Raw genomic sequence first — 18,455 nt, forward strand, 5'->3', positions numbered from 1 at the left:
ATCTTCATATACTGCAATTTCTGCATTGTCACAGCCTTTATTCTTCTGCTCCGGTTCGAATCATTCCGGTACGGATAAATCACGGCTTAATAATGTTCAGCAGTCCGATAGAACCCGATGAATCAAAACACCCTTACGCACCAAAACAGAGCTTCACCGCACCATTATAGTGCACTTGCGTTTGTGGATTTTTGTGCTACTGCCTGCTAAGCCGCGTTTTACCGTCTTCATGTAAGTGGCATGAAAATAGCTTTAATGATTCTCAATTATTTTGGAGTGAAATTGTTCATTCCACGTTTATTCTAATAAATCCGGAGGACACGATGTCAATAGAAAAGGCATTAGAGCTGATCAAAGAAAGCGAAGCTAAATTTGTAGACTTACGCTTTACCGACACAAAAGGTAAGGAGCAACACGTATCGATCCCTGCAGGTCTGGTCGATGACGAGTTCTTTGAAGAAGGTAAGATGTTTGATGGTTCTTCAATTTCTGGTTGGAAACACATCAACGAATCAGACATGATCCTGATGCCAGACGCAGCATCTTGCGTTGTTGACCCGTTCGCAGAAGAAACTCAGGTAAACATCCGTTGTGACATCGTTGAGCCGTCTACCCTGGAAGGCTACGACCGTGACCCTCGCTCTGTTGCACGTCGTGCAGAAGAGTTCCTGAAGTCTACTGGTATCGGTGACACTGCTTTCTTCGGTCCAGAGCCAGAATTCTTCCTGTTTGACGATGTGAAATTCCACACTGACATGGCGGGTTCTTTCTTCAAGATCGATTCTTCTGAAGCAAAATGGAACTCCGGTGCAGAATTCGAAGGCGGTAACCTTGCTCACCGTCCTGGCGTAAAAGGCGGTTACTTCCCGGTTCCACCAGTAGACTCAGCACACGACATCCGTGGCGCAATGTGTCTGGTTATGGAAGAAATGGGTCTGGTCGTTGAAGCTCACCACCACGAAGTAGCAACTGCTGGTCAGAACGAAATCGCTTGTGCTTTCAACACGCTGGTTAAGAAAGCTGACGAAGTTCAAATCTATAAGTATGTTGTACACAACGTTGCAAATGCATACGGTCAGTCTGCGACATTCATGCCTAAGCCTCTGGTTGGTGACAACGGTTCTGGTATGCACGTTCACCAGTCTATCGCTAAAGATGGCAAAAACATCTTCGCAGGCGACAAGTACGCTGGTATGTCTGAAGAAGCGCTGTACTACATCGGCGGTATCATCAAGCACGCCCGTGCAATCAACGCATTCACTAACGCTTCTACTAACTCGTACAAGCGCCTGGTACCAGGCTTTGAAGCACCGGTTATGCTGGCTTACTCTGCACGTAACCGTTCTGCGTCAATCCGTATTCCTTACGTAACAAGCGATAAAGCGCGTCGTATCGAAGTACGTTTCCCTGACCCGACTGGTAACCCTTACCTGGGCTTCACTGCTATGTTAATGGCGGGTATCGACGGTATCATCAACAAGATTCACCCTGGTGACTCTATGGATAAAGACCTGTACGACTTACCACCAGAAGAAGCAGCAGAAATCCCAACTGTTGCCAGCTCACTGGAAATGGCTCTGGAAGCGCTGGACAACGACCGTGACTTCCTGAAAGCCGGTGGCGTTATGACTGATGACATGATCGATGCATACATCGGTCTGAAGTCTGAAGAAGTAACGACTCTGAACATGTCTACTCACCCTGTTGAGTTCGACATGTACTACAGCGTATAAGAAGCCATTCGCTGATTTGATTTGAAAAAGCCCGCATCTGCGGGCTTTTTTTCGTCCCGGCTTTTGCTAGACTGAGAATTCTTTCGTTGTGAAAATGGTGTCCGATGATACTTCGCATTTTGCTTGTCACCGCTTTATTCGTGCCTTCAGTACAGTCACAAACAATTTATAAAGTCGTGAAAGAAGACGGTACCGTTCTGTATACAGACGTGCCACAGGACGGCGCAGAGACCCTTGAGTTCGAAGCCAATACCAGTAATGTTGCAGACAGCCCCGACATCAAAGCCACGCAACAGACGCAATCCCGCGACAAACAGCCCAACTATAAAGTATCCATTTCCTCTCCGGAACCGGAAGCCACAATCCGCAATAACAACGGTCAGTTTTCTATAACAGCCGCTACCACCCCGGCCTTCCGTGGCCGTTACCGCCTTACTTTCGACGGCCAGCCAACCCGCATCAACAGTAGCGGTAAGTTTAACCTCGCCGGCATTGACCGTGGCGCCCACACTTATCATATAGACATAATTGATAATAAGGGCAAGACTCTTGCATCATCTCCTCAGCAAACACTTTATTTGCATCAGGCATCAGTGTTTATCAATAACAATTAGCGTTCTTTGGTGGCGCAGCCAGCGCACCATGCGGGTTCATCAGAAAATTTTATTTTGGTGCAATTAACACCGTTTGAACGCGTTAAACTATAATGCACTATAAAAGTGCAAATGAGGAATGCTCGGCATGCAAGCCACCGAGTTTGAAACAAACCATTTATTGAACAACCTGAACACAGCGTTGGTAATGGTCAACGAACGATTGCAAATCGTTTATGCCAATCACGCAGGGGAAGCGTTGTTCGAAACTGGGGTGAAGCAGCTCTCCGGACACAAGCTATCGGACTTTTTTGTGCCGAACGCCATCAATGATGCCCGTTTGCGGGCGGCAATTCGTCATGGCGAAGACTTTACTGAAAACGATTTACGTCTGTGCTTCAAAGACGGGCGTTGTGTATTGTCTGATCTCACTGTCACTAACCTGAATACCGATGACGGCCCTAAACTGATGTTTGAGGTGCGCCGTATCGACCAGCAACGCCGCATCTCCAGAGAAAATCAGCAAAATGCCCAGCACGATGCCGCCAGAGAACTGATCCGCGGCCTCGCCCATGAAATTAAAAATCCCTTAGGGGGAATTCGCGGTGCCGCCCAGTTGCTGGAAAAAGAGCTGACAAATCCCGACCATAATGAATTCACGCAGATGATCATCGAGCAATCAGACCGGCTGCGAAACCTGGTTGACCGTTTGCTCGGGCCCAACGCGCTGCCAAGGCTTGAGTGGAGTAATCTCCATCAGGCGCTTGAGAAAGTGCGCAGCCTGATGAGGGTCGACTCTGATAACCCAATCACTATCATCCGCGATTATGACCCGAGTATTCCGGATCTGAAAGTAGACCAGGACATGATTCAGCAATCGGTGCTGAACATTTTAAGAAACAGTGTTCAAGCGCTCACAGAAGCGAAAACACCGTCACCGCAAATTCGGCTTGTTACCCGTATAGACAGACAAATGACCATTTTGGGTAAGCGGCACTCTCTGGTGGCCAAAATCCAGATCATTGATAACGGACCGGGTATCCCCGCCGCAATCAGAGACACCCTTTTTTATCCCATGGTCAGCAGCAAGCAGAACGGAAGCGGGCTGGGCCTGTCTATTGCACAAACATTAATAAATCACCACGGCGGAAAAATTGAGGTAGACAGCCATCCGGGCCACACCGAATTTACGCTATATCTCCCTGTCCCCAGAAAGGAGTCGGATAATGAATAATGAATCCGTATGGATTGTAGATGACGACAGCTCAATCCGCTGGGTTCTGCAAAAGGCATTACAGGCAGCCAATATCGGGTGTTTGAGTTTTGAGAATCCTGAAGATCTTTTACTGCAATTACAAAGTGGTCAGCGCCCTGAGGTTATCGTTTCAGATATCCGTATGCCTCAGATGGACGGCATGACACTGCTGGGGGAAGTACATAATACTGACCCGCTCATTCCGGTCATCATCATGACCGCGCATTCTGATTTAGATAGTGCTGTAAATGCCTACCAGAGTGGTGCGTTTGAATACCTGCCAAAACCCTTTGATATCGACGAAGCCGTTACGCTGGTGCAGCGGGCGCTGGCCCATGCACGGGAACAGAGCCGGCAAAATCAGGTACCTCAGGATGAAGCGGTTACTGAAATTATCGGTGAAGCGCCGGCCATGCAGGAAGTTTTCCGTGCCATCGGCCGGTTGTCCCGCTCCTCCATCAGCGTGCTGATTAATGGTCAGTCCGGTACAGGTAAAGAGCTGGTTGCTCATGCCCTGCACCGTCACAGCCCCCGTGCGGCCAATCCGTTCATTGCACTGAATATGGCAGCCATCCCGGCAGACCTCGTGGAATCAGAACTTTTCGGTCACGAAAAAGGCGCCTTTACCGGCGCACAAACTGCCCGTCAGGGCCGTTTTGAGCAGGCAAACGGCGGTACCCTTTTCCTTGACGAAATTGGTGATATGCCGCTGGACGTTCAGACCCGTTTGTTACGGGTACTGGCTGACGGACAATTTTATCGCGTCGGCGGACATCAGTCAGTGACTGTTGATGTACGGATCATCGCTGCAACCCACCAGAATCTGGAAAAACGGGTGGCAGAAGGTAAGTTCCGTGAGGATTTATTTCACCGCCTGAACGTTATCCGTATCCACATTCCGTCGCTGGCAGAGCGCCGTGAAGATATTCCTCTGCTGGCAAGACACTTCCTGCGCCGTGCTGCGAAGGAGCTGGATGTAGAGACTAAGTCGCTGAGTAAAGATGCAGAGAAGCTGATGACCCGCCTGCCCTGGCCGGGTAACGTACGTCAGCTGGAAAACGTGTGCCGCTGGCTTACCGTTATGGCAAGCGGACAGGAAGTTTTACCCGGCGATCTGCCGCCGGAAATCCACTCAGAGGGCACTATCGAGAAAAGTGGCGGTACCGCTACCGGCGACTGGCCCGAGTTACTGGCGAGATGGACCGACACTCAGCTTCGTGAAGGACATTACAATATCCTGAATGACGCCATGCTCACGTTTGAGAAAATCATGCTGGAACGTGCACTCAGTTACACTCATGGCCACAAACAGGATGCCGCCAAGCGTCTTGGCTGGGGTCGGAACACGCTGACCCGTAAACTTAAAGAGCTGGATGTGAACGGCTGAATAACGCCAGACGAAAGTCACCGCGGTCCCGGCGGTCTCCGCGGTCTCCGCGGTCTCCGCAATTAGAAAAGCCCGGTGCAGAATTTCTGCCCCGGCTTTTTACATGAATAAATTTACTGTTCAGGCGGCTACGCCCGGAAGGATATTACGGGTTCTTCGTCAGCAGGCTCGTCATGGCCTGATTAAAGTGCCGCACCCATTTCATACTGAACTGCCCTTTGGCAGCCCGGTTCAGTTCAATGACCGCCTGTTTTTTAGACATCCGCGAGTCCTGATTATGTGCCCGTGAGTGGGTCATGGCATCGTAGGTATCGAGAATGGCCAGCAGTTTGGCACCGTCACAAATATCATCTTCTTTCAGGCCCAGCGGATAACCACTGCCATCTACCCTTTCATGGTGCTGCATCACAATTTTACGGGCGTGATCCCACTGATCGAGATGCTCCAGTAAGCGGGAGCTTTTGTACACGTGAGAACGCATGAGATTAAACTCGGCGTCAGTGTACGGGTCTGTTTTGTTAAGCAGGTGCAACGGCATGAACGCCATACCAAAATCGTGCACGTAACAGGCAACAGACAACTGATCGTCATCGATGGGACTGCCTGCTTCATGATTGATGTATAGCGCCAGCTTTGCAATCCGGTCGCCACGCCCGGCCCAATAATTAGAACGGTGTTCAATGGTTTGCATCAGGTCACGGAAAAACAGCATATCGGCCCGTTTGTCGGCACTCAGACCTTTCAGTATTCCGGTATTCGCTACCGTCTGCGGAGGCTTTGCCGGTGGCTTTTCGCCTTCCGCCTCAGCGGTTTGCTCTGTACCGGCAAATTCACCGGTGTCAATGTCCAGATCCGGATTCAGCAGCAATACCGCATCAGCCAGCAGTTTGTCGTGATCAGCATGGTTGTCCGGCGTGATCCGCGTGATCGCCAGCACCAGTTGTTCATGAAGATTACCGTCATATTCAGCACACCCGGCATTCATCACATCCTGAACAAAGCTTTTCACCCTGTCCATAGTCAGCAACACCAGGTCACTCATGGTACTGGTGTAGTTAATCTGCCCTTTACGCAGAAAATCCAGCAAATCTTCAACGTGCTGAAGCAAGGGGATCATCGGACTGAAATTAACCAGCCCCAGGTCACCTTTGATGGTGTGGATAGAACGGAACAGGCTGCGTTGCAGTTCATTATCTTCCGGACGCAATTCCAGCTCTATGAGGGTTTGTTCGCTGGATTCATAAAGTTCGTTGATTTCCTCCATCAGGTCACTGAGGATATCTTCTTCAAGTTCTTCCGGTGTAAACGTCTGCATTTTATCTGGTTACCGCATTAAGCATGTATTTAAGTTATATCATCTGATCGGCAGTTTCGCTAATCAGCAATAGTGTTCTTTTGGCTAAATTTTCAGACTGATCGGATAACTGAACTGCTCTCAATCCCGTATACTTCGCGGCAAAACATAAAACAGGAACAGTAGTGTTAGCAATTCTTCGCGTAATCGCGCTCTTTTTCGCATTCATTCTGATAAACATCGTTGTTTTAGTGGTTTGCGTGCTTCGCCCTTTTCACAAGAATAATGTTCATTTCGCCGGCAACGCTTATGCGCAGATGTCCCGGATTATGGGGCTTAAAATCATTATCCGGAAAAGTGATGCGGTGAAGGAAGACACCCCGTACGTGTTAATCGCCAATCACCAGAGCAGTTACGACATCATCACCATTTGTAAGGCGGCTTTGCCGGGTGTGGTGACTATCGGTAAGAAGAGCCTGAAGTGGATCCCCGTATTCGGACAGATTTACTGGTTATCGGGCAACATCATGATTGACCGGAAGAACAGCGGAAAAGCGCGGGATACGTTAAAAATAGCTGGTAAGAAAATCCGCGAAAAAGGGACATCCGTATGGGTATTTCCGGAAGGCACACGAAGCTACGGCAGAGGTTTACTGCCCTTTAAATCCGGCGCATTCTGGCTGGCACAGGCTGTTAAAGTACCGGTTGTCATGGTTACTGCCAGCGACTTACACGAAAAAGTAAAGTGGAACCGCTGGAACAATGGTGTTGTGCTTATCGATATTGATGCGCCGGTAGAGCTGACCCGTGAGCATTCTCCGAAAGGCTGGACGGAACATTTCCATAAAGCCATGGAAGAGAAATTCGCCCGTCTTAACGAAGAAGTGGCACAAATTGAATCTGCAAAGAGATAGCATCCTGCCGTTCAGTTAATTACACTAGGGCAAGTTGACGTTTTTGAGAGATAACATGAATCAGTTTGATGAACGGGAAGAATGGTACGCGTTTAACCAGGAAACCATAGAAGCACTGCTGGAAGACGGCAGTCAGGCGGATGCGGTGTACACCATTGAGCATCACCTTGCTTCCAATGATTTCGATAAACTGGAAAAAGCAGCCGTAGATGCGTTCAAAGCCGGTTTCGAAGTGTCTGATGCTGAGGAGCTTGTATTAGACGACGGCGGTACTATTTTCTGTTTTGACGCGATTGTTGAGCGTGAGCTGGAACAGGATGCGCTGGACAAAGACACAGATGCGCTGCTGAAGATTGCTGATAAGTGCGATGTGCACTACGACGGCTGGGGCACTTACTTTATGCCCCGCGACGAAGAAGCAGAAGAGGACGATGAGGATTACAACGACTGATACGTTGTCTGACTCATCAACGAAAGCCGGTGTATACTGCATGAAGATCACCGGCTTTTTTGTTCAGCAACGATGTCGCGCTGATCAGTTAGCACCTTCTGTCAGTGAGATAGTATGGTGCAGCAACGCCCGGGTTCCCGGCAGTCCGTGGCCCGGCAACACGATTTTCGCCTCAGGGTATCTGGCTAACACCTTCTGTACTGACGGCCCCCACTCTTCCGGACTGGCATCACCGGTATAACCTAAACTATCCGTTTCTGCGCTGCGGATAAGACATCCGCCAACCAGAATGTTTGCTCCGGCCAGCCAGACCACACTGTTATCCGGCGCATGTCCCGGACCTGGATAGAACACCTCAACACCTTCTGCCAGAGCATAGGTTGGACCGGTAATTTCCTGTTTTGCCAGCGGCTTACCCTGCTTCTCCAGAATAGCATTAGTCATTTTCGACGCATGTGTATCTATGCCTTTGCTGTTCAGCAAACCAATGCCCGCGGTACGGTCTTCATGGGAGTGACTGGAAAACGACATTGTTACCGGCATGCCTCGAGCTGCAGCCCAGTTCAGTAACTCCGCGGTGTCCTGCTCTGTCCACGGCGTATCGATAATAATGCTGCCCTGCTCAGACAGAATAATCACGCCGTTGGACTCCACCAGCCCAAATCCGTCTACCTGCTTGTACGACAGATGCAGCCACACATCATCAGACAAAGGTAACAATTGCATTGGTTTTTGCTCCGGCAACGCTTCCCCGTGCAGGGCGAAAGCAGACAATCCCCACACCAGCAACGCTATCAGTTTTACGAACCGCACCATGAATAATTCCGTAATCAATGAGTCTGCTCATGTTTATATCCCGGCCGGTACATTCCGTCTACAGCTAACCCGTTGCAATGCACAGATAAAGGGCCAAACTGTCAGCGGTTAAGACTGCTTTCAGCAACCGTTCAGTTTACGCAGGCGACACTAAGCCCGTAGTCAGCCAAAGACAAGAGGAATGATGATGCTGAAACAAACAATGAAACCGTTAATTGTTCTGATGGGCATTACCGCTCTGCAAGCGCCGGCACAGGCAGAAACAACGGAACGGACCACTGAAGCCAGAGAGTTTCAGTTCGGTGAAGCGTACACCCCGAAAGACGGCGACTTTATCAGAAACGATACACTGGCCAGCGTTACCAAAGCCACAAAAAGCAGTAAAAAGCGGGCAGCTGTGAATGCCGTTGTGAATACCGACTTCTGGATTTACGATGCATGGACTGAGCGCTTCAACGACGCCGATTATGACGGCTATGCCACGACGGTGTCTGTAAGCTTTGATGCTGATACTGTTTATGCAGAAGTACCGGTTTATGCCGTGCTTTACCTGGGCGATGCTGACAGTTTTTACCCGGTACACGAGTCATCTGTGTTTTATATTTACGGGGAAAGTACCAGCGATGAATTTGTAATAGAAACTGACCTTATCACCGGCTACCGTCCATTCGACTATGACATCATGATTGAGCTGTACGACGCGCAGACAAACGAACTGTTGGCTGTTGCCGATCATACCAGCGATGCAGACTTGTCTTATGTGCCCCTTGAAAGTCAGGATTACGACCGGGTCATTGTTGAACAGGAAACCGTGGTGGAAGTAAGAGAACACGGCGGAGCCCTGCACTGGCCTTTCCTTGCCGGCCTTCTGGGCATGGGGATATGGAGAACAGTATCACGCCGCCCACGCAGATAGCACTCTACTTCCGGGGCTGTTCAAAGAGAACAGCCTTTGTTTTAACGCTTTTTTTGGCATACCTGTCCATTCAGTGCCACAATAAAGTATGACTCAGGACAAAGCGCCACCGGAATGGACAAACAAAAAAAACTGCTGACAAGAAGACGAGTGCTGAAAGGCTCTCTGGCAGGCTGGCTGACCGCCGGCATGGTCCCCTTTGCCATTGGCAAAGAGAAACCTCTGGTAAGAGTGCTTGGCACCCATGTAACCTTGCAGGAAGCCTTGAGACAGCAGGCTATGGAAGACTTAGGGATCCGGCTGCAGTTCGCTCCCGGCGGCAGTGCAACGGTACTTCAGAAAGCCACCATGAATCCGCAGGGCTTTGATTTATATGAGCAATGGTCAAACAGCATCAATGTGCTCTGGCGGGCCAATGCCATTCAACCCATCGATAAACGCCGTATTGGTAACTGGGACGAAATTAACGATCTGACAAAGACCGGCAAGGTCTCTCCCGAAGCGAAAATCGGTGCCGGTGATGCCCCCCACAAAATAATAAACGTTCAGGCCGACGGCTCGCTGGGAGAAAAGCACACGGATGAAATCAGCTTCCTCCCGTACGTGCACAATGTTGATTCCTTTGGCTATCTGGAAAACGCGTTACCGGCCGATATGAACAGTGCAGATGAGAGTTGGGGCTGGCTGCTGGATTCCAGACTCAGCGGAAAAGTGGGTATCGTGAATGACCCGACTATCGGGTTATTTGATTTAGCCCTGGCGGCAAAAGCGAAAGGCTTCATGGAATTTGAAGACATCGGCGCCATGACGCGGGCAGAATTAGACAGCCTGTTCCTGTTACTGATTGAGCTTAAACAGCTGCAGCATTTCAATGGCTTCTGGACCTCCGTACCGGAATCGGTGCAATACATGCGTACGAAGCGGGTCACCATTGAAAGTATGTTCTCCCCTGCTGTGTCTGATTTGAATGGTCAGGATATTCCTGTTCGCTTTGCGGCTCCCCGTGAAGGTTACCGTGGCTGGCACGGCGTGATGTGTCTTTCTGCTGCCACGCAGGGCCGGGTGAAAGATGCTGCCTATGAATACATGAACTGGTGGTTGTCCGGCTGGCCCGGTGCTTTCATTGCCCGTCAGGGGTATTACATTTCAAACCCGCAACGTTCAAAGCCTTATTTAAGTGAAGCTGAATGGAACTACTGGTACAGAGGTTTACCAGCTTCAGAACCGCTCAGAGGGCCGGATGGAAAAGTGTCTGTCAATCGCGGACAGCAACGCTCCGGCGGCAGTTACGAAGATCGTTTCGGCCATGTCGCCGTTTGGAATACCGTTATGCCGACTTATGAATATAGTCTGCAGAAATGGTATGAATTCATTACTTCTTAGTGGTACGCATTCTTTATGTTTCATTCTATCCGTATTCAACTGCTCACTGTTCTGATCATCATGATCGGACTGATCCTTGTGCAGGGTTTTCTCGGCCGTGCCAACGAGCAGGTTTTAACCGAAGGCATGAACAATACCCGCCAGGCGGTGATCGATGTGGGCATCGTAGGTGAACTGGAAAGAGATGTGGTGGATCTTCAGCGCAATGTGCTGATTTTCCGTGAAACCGCCAGCCCGTCTGCGGTAACCCGTTTTGAGCGCCTGATGATTTCCATCACTGACAAGCTGGAAGCCCTTGAGACCTCTTCCATCTCTTCAACCTATGAATACACAGAAGATGACATTCTGGAGCGCATGCGTACTCATCTGGTGTCTTACAAAGAGAACTTTCACGCGGTGGTGGATGACCGGCACCGCCGGGACCAGCTCATCGATTCAGGTTCACTGGTCGTCGTCAGACAAATCGAGAGCTTGTTGCAGGAAGTCGCGGAAAAACGTGAGATGCCGGCGGCAAAAATTGACCTGCTAAAAATGCATGTAACAGAAGCCGAGAATGCCGCATTGCGTTATCTGGTATCACCGGCACAGCAAAATATCTCCGAGTTTAATGCGTCACTGGCACCAGTTTATTCCCTGCTGGAAAGTGAATCATCCGCTAACGAAGTAGCGATCCGTGAACATATTCAACGACTGGAAGAACGCTTTTTACGGCTGACCCAGATAACCCAAAGCAATATGTTTCTGGTTAATGTGGTCATGGCCGGCTCGGCCAACGAGTTTCTGTATCTCAGCCGCGAGCTTGCCGACCGGGTAAATGCCCGCACCAATCTGATTAACCGCAATGCGCAGAATGCCGCTATCGGGGCCCGGCTCAACGGTGAAATATACTCTGTTATCGCTATCATTCTCGCCTTCGCCTTCGCTATTTTTACTGTGCGCCGGGTCCTCAGCCCTATCCGCTCCATTACTTCTGTGTTTAATCAGCTGGCAGACGGTAAGCAGGTAGATGTATTGCCCGATCTCGACCGTAAAGACGAAATCGGCAAACTGGCCAAAGCAGCCAGCGTATTTAAAGACAAAAATGAGCAGACCCGCTCTCTGCTGAAAAATGCCCAGGAACTGAACGTCCAGCAGGAAGCATTAAACAAAGAACTCGCCGAATCCAAGAAGAAAGCAGAACAGGCCACCGCCTCGAAGAGTATTTTCCTGGCTAACATGAGCCATGAGATCCGCACGCCGCTCAACGGCATCATCGGCCTGCTGGAACTGGCTCATCAGCAACCCATGTCATCCATGCTGAAGGATTATCTGGACAAAGCATCTTACTCCAGCCAAATCCTAGTCAGTGTGATAAACGACATTCTTGATTTCTCTAAAATTGAAGCCGGTAAGCTGGAACTGGAAAACGTCAGCTTCTCTCTGCACTCCATTCTGGATAATCTGCTTGCGGTGGTGAGTTTGCGGGCACAGGAGAAGAATCTCAGCGTTCATCTGGAGGTCGACCCGAAACTGCCACCCCGCATAGTGGGCGACCCTTTGCGGTTATCTCAAATTCTCATGAACATCTGTACCAACGCCGTTAAGTTCACCCAGCAGGGAGCGATTAATGTCACCATTAAGGGCATGGTGAACCAGCAGGGTGATAAAGTGGTTCTGCGCATAGAAGTCGAAGATACCGGTATTGGCATGACTCAGTCGCAGGTTGACCGCATCTTCCAACCATTTACGCAGGCTGACGGTTCGACAAACCGAAAATTCGGCGGCTCCGGACTGGGGCTGACGATTGTAAAACAGCTTACCGAACTGATGGCCGGTAAACTGAAAGTCACATCAATGCCCAATCACGGTTCTACTTTCGTGATCACTTTACCCATGAAAATTCAGTCCGGTCAGAAAGGTATTCTTGCTGATTTGCCCCAGTTGCCACTGGGCAGCTGTTATTATTCCGACAAACCGTTGCTGCCGGCAGCCTATATTGAATTATTAAACCTGCGCTCTGCCCGTCAGCCCCTTGCCATGGTGGAAAATGACGTGGGCGTGCCGCCTGCCGTGCTGGTTGAAATTGCTACCTACGCAGAATTCAAATCCCTGCTACCGCAGTTATCGCTGATAGAGCGGCAAAGCATTCCTGTGGGCATTGTCATGGAAACCCAGACCGGGCAATTGCAGGAGAAAATTCTTAGTCAATGGAAAGGTCCGGTTCTGCTTCATCCGTTTACACCGGCACAGTACCGCCGGTTTGTGTTCCGCCTTGCCGACATAGAAGATTTTAAACAGTCAACTGAGGTGCCGGATGAATCCACCATGCTGGAAGGTCACATTCTGCTGGTAGAAGACAACAATATTAACCAGGTGGTCACCGGAGAAATGTTGTCTTCACTTGGCCTCACCTTCGATATTGCCGAAGACGGTTTGCAGGCGGTAACTAAAATCAATAATGCGCCGGTATACGACCTGGTGCTTATGGATGTTCAGATGCCGGTAATGGACGGTTATGAAGCCACCCGCAAAATTCGCCAGAAAGGCTTAAGTGAACTGCCCATCATTGGCTTGTCAGCCAACGCCATGAAAGAAGATGCCCAGCAGGCAATGCGTCACGGAATGACGGATTATCTCACCAAGCCGCTAAAACGCGCAGCGCTGGCCTCTATGCTGAAACGTTTTTTACAGGCGGAGTCCGGCGGACAATCTGCACGCAATAACAGTCAGCATAAATAGCAATTAGCATTTTAGCAGGATCAAAAAAGGAGCGTTTCCGCTCCTTTTTTATTACTTAGCAAATGCGCTTATAACGCGCTGATTGTGGCGTGCTGTTCTTTCAGTTTTGCCAGCGCCGTTTCAGCCTCTTCCAGCTTACTACGTTCTTTGGCAATTACCGCTTCCGGAGCACTGTTTACAAACTTCTCGTTTGCCAGCTTACCCTGAGCACGGGCAACGTCCTGTTCTGCTTTACCCATCGCCTTGGCGATACGGGCAAGCTCAGCGTCTTTATCAATCAGACCCGCCATCGGGATAAGAATTTCCATCTCTCCCACCAGCGCAGTCGCACTGGCCGGTGCCTGTTCACCGGCTTTCAGCAAAGTGACAGATTCCAGTTTCGCCAGCTTATCGATGAACGGAGCGGCCAAATCAAGACGGGCCTGATCCTGCTCACTCACATTGCGCAGAATAGCGTTTAGCGGCTTGTTAGGAGAAATATCCATTTCACCACGGATATTACGGATACCGATGATGAAACGCTTCAGCCATTCGATATCAGCCAGTACCTTGTCGTTCTCACGTTCCGCTTTCACTTCAGGGAAAGACTGGATCATGATGCTGGTTTCACCTTCTTTCACGCCTGCATCGCTTAACGGCGCAACACGTTGCCAGATGGTGTCAGTGATAAACGGCATTAACGGGTGTAGCAGACGCAGTAACTGCTCAAGTACATTAATTAACGTATGACGTGTGCCGCGCTTTTCCGCATCAGTAGACGCATCACTGTTCAGTACCGGCTTGGTCAGTTCCAGATACCAGTCACAGAACTGGTTCCAGGTGAACTCATACACGGTTTGAGCGGCAATATCGAAACGGTAATCAGCCAGGGCAGATTCAAACTCTTTCAGGGTTTTCTGGAACTGCGCCCAAATCCACTGATCCGCCAGACTCAGCACCAGTTCACCACCGTCACGGCCGGTATCTTCGGTTTCGGTATTCATCAGCACAAAGCGTGATGCGTTCCAGATCTTATTGCAGAAGTTACGGTAACCTTCAACGCGGCTCATATCGAAATTGATATCGCGGCTGGTTGACGCCATGGCTGCAAACGTGAAACGCAGCGCATCGGTACCAAAAGCGTTAATACCGTCAGCAAACTGCTTACGGGTATTCTTCTCAATCTTCTTCGCCAGTTGCGGCTGCATCATGCCTGATGTGCGCTTGGTCACCAGAGATTCCAGATCGATACCGTCAATCAAATCGATAGGGTCAAGTACGTTCCCCTTGGACTTAGACATCTTGTCGCCGTTCTCATCACGGATAAGACCAGTAATGTAGATATCTTTGAACGGGATCTTGCCGGTGAATTTCTTCGTCATCATGATCATTCTGGCCACCCAGAAGAAAATGATATCGAAACCGGTGACCAGCACTGACGATGGTACAAAGGTATCCAGTTCCGGTGTTTCTTCCGGCCAGCCCATGGTCGCGAACGGCCACAGTGCAGAGGAGAACCAGGTATCCAGTACATCATTGTCCTGTTTCAGTTCAACGGCGTCTTCGAGCTTGTAGCGACTGCGCACTTCTGCTTCGTCACGGCCAACGAATACATTACCTTCGTTGTCGTACCAAGCCGGGATGCGGTGTCCCCACCACAGCTGACGGGAAATACACCAGTCCTGAATGTTGTTCATCCACTGGTAGTAAGTTTTGTTCCAGTTCTCAGGGATAAAGCGGATTTCACCGCTTTCCACCGCTTCAACCGCAGGCTTTGCCAGCGATTCAACGGCAACGTACCACTGGTCAGTCAGATACGGTTCGATAACCGCACCGGTACGGTCGCCACGGGGTACTTTCAGTTTATGATCGACCACTTTAACCAGCAGACCTTCGGCGTCCAGGTCAGCAACGATTTGCTTACGGGCGTCGAAACGGTCAAGACCACGATAAGCTTCAGGAGCCTCATCGTTGATTTTTGCGTCGTCAGTGAACAGGTTAATCATCGGCAGGCTGTGACGCTTACCCATGTCATAATCGTTGAAATCGTGTGCCGGGGTGATTTTCACGCAGCCGGTGCCGAATTCCGGATCCACATAATCATCGGCGATAATGGGGATCAGGCGGCCGGTAATTGGCAGACGAATTTCCTTGCCAATCATCGACTGATAACGCTCGTCGTCAGGATGAACCGCAACAGCCGTATCGCCCAGCATGGTTTCAGGACGGGTAGTCGCCACGACCAGTTCACCGGAACCGTCAGCCAGCGGATAGCGCATGTGCCACATGTGACCGGCTTCTTCTTCGTTCAGCACTTCCAGATCAGAGACCGCTGTGTGCAGTACCGGATCCCAGTTAACCAGACGCTTACCGCGGTAAATCAAACCTTCTTCATGCAAGCGAACAAAGACTTCTGTAACCGCTTTGGACAGATTGTCGTCCATGGTGAACACTTCACGGTCCCAGTCGGTAGACGTGCCCAGACGGCGCATCTGTTTCGTGATAGTACCACCGGACTCTTCTTTCCATTCCCAAATCTTGTCGATGAAGGCTTCACGGCCTAAATCGTGGCGGGTCTTGCCTTCCGCATTCAGACGGCGCTCAACAACCATCTGGGTAGCGATACCCGCGTGGTCTGTACCCACCTGCCATAAGGTGTTGTCGCCCTTCATGCGGTGATAGCGGGTTAACGCGTCCATGATAGTTTGCTGGAAGCCGTGGCCCATGTGCAGACTGCCTGTTACGTTTGGTGGCGGCAGTAAAATACAATACGGGTCACCGTGTCCGGATGGCTTGAAATAGCCTGCTGCTTCCCATTTTTCGTAGCATTGCTGCTCAATGGATTGCGGTTCGAAGGTTTTATCCATTACTTACTCTCAACTGTCAGCAGATTTAAACTGCAACTGGCAGCCAGCCTGCTGATATTGTTTATAGCGAACCCGTGCCGCCTGTTTGGCGTCATCCGCCACCGGCACGAAGTCATAAATCGTTTGATAAGAATGCGGGGAGCTTAACATTTCCCCGCTTAAATTGACGATGAGATTGCGACGGGAAAGTTGATTTTCCTGCCAGCAGATTTCCACCGGCGTACCGGCGCCCGGCCCTTCCCCGCACAAATTGTGCGGCACAAAGCGGCCGGCCGGCAATTGCCAGAGCAGCTCATCCACTGCTTCAGCGGAAGATTTGTCTGCACACAACACAACGCACTTTTGTCGCTGAGAGTATGCAGTGGCAATCAGATCGCAGGCGCGGGATTCACCCGCATCCTTACCATCACTGAGTTGCCAGAAGGTTACCTGAGGCATTGCGCTCAGTCCTCTTGTTTAATGCCTGAGCGGTTCATCAGGAACTGTGACAACATCGGTACCGGACGACCGGTGGCACCTTTGTTCTTGCCGCTTCGCCACGCTGTACCGGCGATGTCCATGTGCGCCCAGTTGTATTTCTTGGTGAAGCGGGACAGGAAACACGCCGCAGTAATTGAACCGGCTGCACGGCCACCTAAGTTGGTGAAATCGGCAAACGGGCTTTCCAGCTGATCCTGATACTCATCCCACACAGGTAAACGCCATGCACGGTCAGAACTCTGATCGCCGGCGTTCATCAGTTCATGAGCCAGCGGGTTATGTGTACTCATCAGTCCGGTTGCATGGTTACCCAGTGCAACAATCACCGCACCGGTTAAAGTTGCCACGTCGATAACCAGTTCAGGCTCAAAACGCTCAACGTAAGTTAATGCATCACATAACACCAGGCGGCCTTCTGCATCGGTATTTAACACTTCAACAGTCTGACCTGACATGGTGGTGAGAATATCACCCGGGCGGTAAGATTTGCCGTCCGGCATGTTTTCACAGCCAGCCAGCACGCCGATAACATTGACCGGCAGGTTCAGTTCGGCCACGGTTTGCATGGTGCCCAGCACACCGGCTGCACCGCCCATATCGTACTTCATCTCATCCATGCCTTCACCGGGCTTGATGGAAATACCACCTGAGTCGAAGGTAAGGCCTTTACCCACCAGCACGATAGGCGCCTGATCATCCGGACCGCCTTTGTGAGTAATGATACTCATCATGGATTCATTTTCAGAACCGCGACCTACAGCCAGGTAAGAATTCATACCCAGCTCAGCCATCATAGCTTCATTCACCACTTCTGCACTGATGCTGTCGTAGTTTTCAGCCAGCGACTGTGCCTGTTCCCACAGGTAGGCAGGATTGCAGATGTTTGGCGGCATGTTTGCCACGTCTTTGGTCAGGCTGGCACCTTTTGAAATCGCCAGACCATGCTCAATAGCACGCTCACCCACGGTAAGTTCACGGCGTGTAGGTACGTTCAGAACAATTTTACGCAACGGACGACGGGGCTCGCCCTTTTTGGTTTTCAGTTGCAGGAAGGTGTACAGGGAATCCTGCGTCGCTTCTACCGCCTGGCGCACTTTCCAGTAGGTATCACGGCCTTTCACGTGCAGTTCTGTTAAGAAGCAGACTGCTTCCATCGAGCCGGTTTCGTTCAGGGTTTTAATGGTTTTCGCGATGATTTGCTTATACTGACGCTCGTCCAGTTCACGCTCTTTACCGCAACCGACCAGTAACACCCGCTCGCTTAATACATTGGGTACATGATGCAGAAGTAACATCTGACCGGCTTTCCCTTCCAGGTCGCCGCGACGTAGCAGATTACTGATGTAACCTTCACTGATTTCATCCAGCTGTTCAGCCACCGCAGTTAAGCGACGAGGCTCGAAGACACCAACCACGATACAGGCGCTGCGTTGTTTCTCCGGACTGCCACTTTTTACACTAAATTCCACGATAACACCTCGCTCTTTTTATCTTGTGATTTGCATGACGATAATTTCGCATAACGTTTTGCGCTGCTTTATGTTTTAATACGCAGCCATATAAGCGATAAGACTGTGTTTGACGCTTTCTGTCGTGTTTGCCGTACTGCTACAATAGTCTGTGACTTGTGTAACGAAAACGGAAAAATTTGCGTCGTTTTCATGCAATC

Annotated in this window: 14 protein-coding genes; 9 read left to right on the forward strand and 5 right to left on the reverse strand. The window is 50.3% G+C overall.

All coding sequences use genetic code 11. The features are described from left to right. Window positions 1–323 precede the first annotated feature (323 nt). From glnA to glnG, 4 genes are all read left to right on the forward strand, one after another. A complete protein-coding gene (gene glnA / locus ACXAH4_RS12890) occupies window positions 324–1,733 on the forward strand; it encodes a glutamate--ammonia ligase (protein ID WP_474843162.1) in 1,410 nt (469 codons plus the stop codon). A gap of 104 nt (window positions 1,734–1,837) precedes the next feature. Beyond that, on the forward strand, window positions 1,838–2,347 hold the full coding sequence (locus tag ACXAH4_RS12895) for a DUF4124 domain-containing protein (protein ID WP_474843164.1): 510 nt from the start codon (window positions 1,838–1,840) through the stop codon (window positions 2,345–2,347). Between the two features lie 127 nt (window positions 2,348–2,474). Further along, window positions 2,475–3,560 (forward strand): nitrogen regulation protein NR(II), encoded by a 1,086-nt coding sequence (gene glnL / locus ACXAH4_RS12900; RefSeq protein ID WP_474843166.1) that lies wholly within the window; start codon window positions 2,475–2,477, stop codon window positions 3,558–3,560. Further along, on the forward strand, window positions 3,553–4,968 hold the full coding sequence (glnG, locus tag ACXAH4_RS12905) for a nitrogen regulation protein NR(I) (RefSeq protein WP_303572767.1): 1,416 nt from the start codon (window positions 3,553–3,555) through the stop codon (window positions 4,966–4,968). The genes glnL and glnG overlap by 8 nt, the downstream gene beginning before the upstream one ends. A gap of 145 nt (window positions 4,969–5,113) precedes the next feature. Here the strand turns inward: glnG and ACXAH4_RS12910 are convergent, their stop codons facing one another. After that, window positions 5,114–6,283, reverse strand: a complete 1,170-nt coding sequence (locus ACXAH4_RS12910) for an HD-GYP domain-containing protein (RefSeq protein WP_474843169.1) — start codon at window positions 6,281–6,283, stop codon at window positions 5,114–5,116. A 164-nt stretch (window positions 6,284–6,447) separates the two neighbouring features. Here ACXAH4_RS12910 and ACXAH4_RS12915 point away from each other — a divergent pair, with 164 nt between their 5' ends. Beyond that, window positions 6,448–7,176: a 1-acylglycerol-3-phosphate O-acyltransferase gene (locus tag ACXAH4_RS12915; RefSeq protein ID WP_303572765.1), complete on the forward strand. Its 729-nt coding sequence runs from the start codon at window positions 6,448–6,450 to the stop codon at window positions 7,174–7,176. 55 nt (window positions 7,177–7,231) lie between these two features. Next, window positions 7,232–7,627, forward strand: coding sequence for a ribonuclease E inhibitor RraB (rraB, locus tag ACXAH4_RS12920; protein ID WP_474843171.1), 396 nt, complete (start codon window positions 7,232–7,234; stop codon window positions 7,625–7,627). 84 nt (window positions 7,628–7,711) lie between these two features. Here rraB and bla read toward each other — a convergent pair whose 3' ends face one another. Further along, window positions 7,712–8,443: a subclass B1 metallo-beta-lactamase gene (gene bla / locus ACXAH4_RS12925; protein ID WP_474882143.1), complete on the reverse strand. Its 732-nt coding sequence runs from the start codon at window positions 8,441–8,443 to the stop codon at window positions 7,712–7,714. Window positions 8,444–8,645: 202 nt separating this feature from the next. Here bla and ACXAH4_RS12930 point away from each other — a divergent pair, with 202 nt between their 5' ends. The 3 genes from ACXAH4_RS12930 (at window position 8,646) to ACXAH4_RS12940 (ending at window position 13,460) form a co-directional block, all read left to right on the forward strand. After that, window positions 8,646–9,359: a choice-of-anchor H family protein gene (locus ACXAH4_RS12930; protein ID WP_474882145.1), complete on the forward strand. Its 714-nt coding sequence runs from the start codon at window positions 8,646–8,648 to the stop codon at window positions 9,357–9,359. Between the two features lie 114 nt (window positions 9,360–9,473). Next, window positions 9,474–10,742, forward strand: a complete 1,269-nt coding sequence (locus ACXAH4_RS12935) for an ABC transporter substrate-binding protein (protein WP_474843177.1) — start codon at window positions 9,474–9,476, stop codon at window positions 10,740–10,742. 15 nt (window positions 10,743–10,757) lie between these two features. Further along, window positions 10,758–13,460, forward strand: coding sequence for an ATP-binding protein (locus ACXAH4_RS12940; protein WP_474843180.1), 2,703 nt, complete (start codon window positions 10,758–10,760; stop codon window positions 13,458–13,460). A gap of 68 nt (window positions 13,461–13,528) precedes the next feature. On the opposite strand, the gene ACXAH4_RS12945 is transcribed toward ACXAH4_RS12940, so the two are convergent. The 3 genes from ACXAH4_RS12945 to pepA are packed head-to-tail and all read right to left on the reverse strand — an operon-like array spanning window position 13,529 to window position 18,255. Further along, window positions 13,529–16,306, reverse strand: a complete 2,778-nt coding sequence (locus tag ACXAH4_RS12945; RefSeq protein WP_474882147.1) for a valine--tRNA ligase — start codon at window positions 16,304–16,306, stop codon at window positions 13,529–13,531. A gap of 9 nt (window positions 16,307–16,315) precedes the next feature. Continuing rightward, on the reverse strand, window positions 16,316–16,744 hold the full coding sequence (locus ACXAH4_RS12950; protein ID WP_119502319.1) for a DNA polymerase III subunit chi: 429 nt from the start codon (window positions 16,742–16,744) through the stop codon (window positions 16,316–16,318). Between the two features lie 5 nt (window positions 16,745–16,749). Then, entirely contained in the window at window positions 16,750–18,255 is a 1,506-nt protein-coding gene (pepA, locus tag ACXAH4_RS12955; protein WP_119502320.1) for a leucyl aminopeptidase, read from the reverse strand. Window positions 18,256–18,455 lie beyond the last annotated feature (200 nt).

The sequence above is a fragment of the Alteromonas sp. ABV2_168 genome (genome assembly GCF_056161165.1).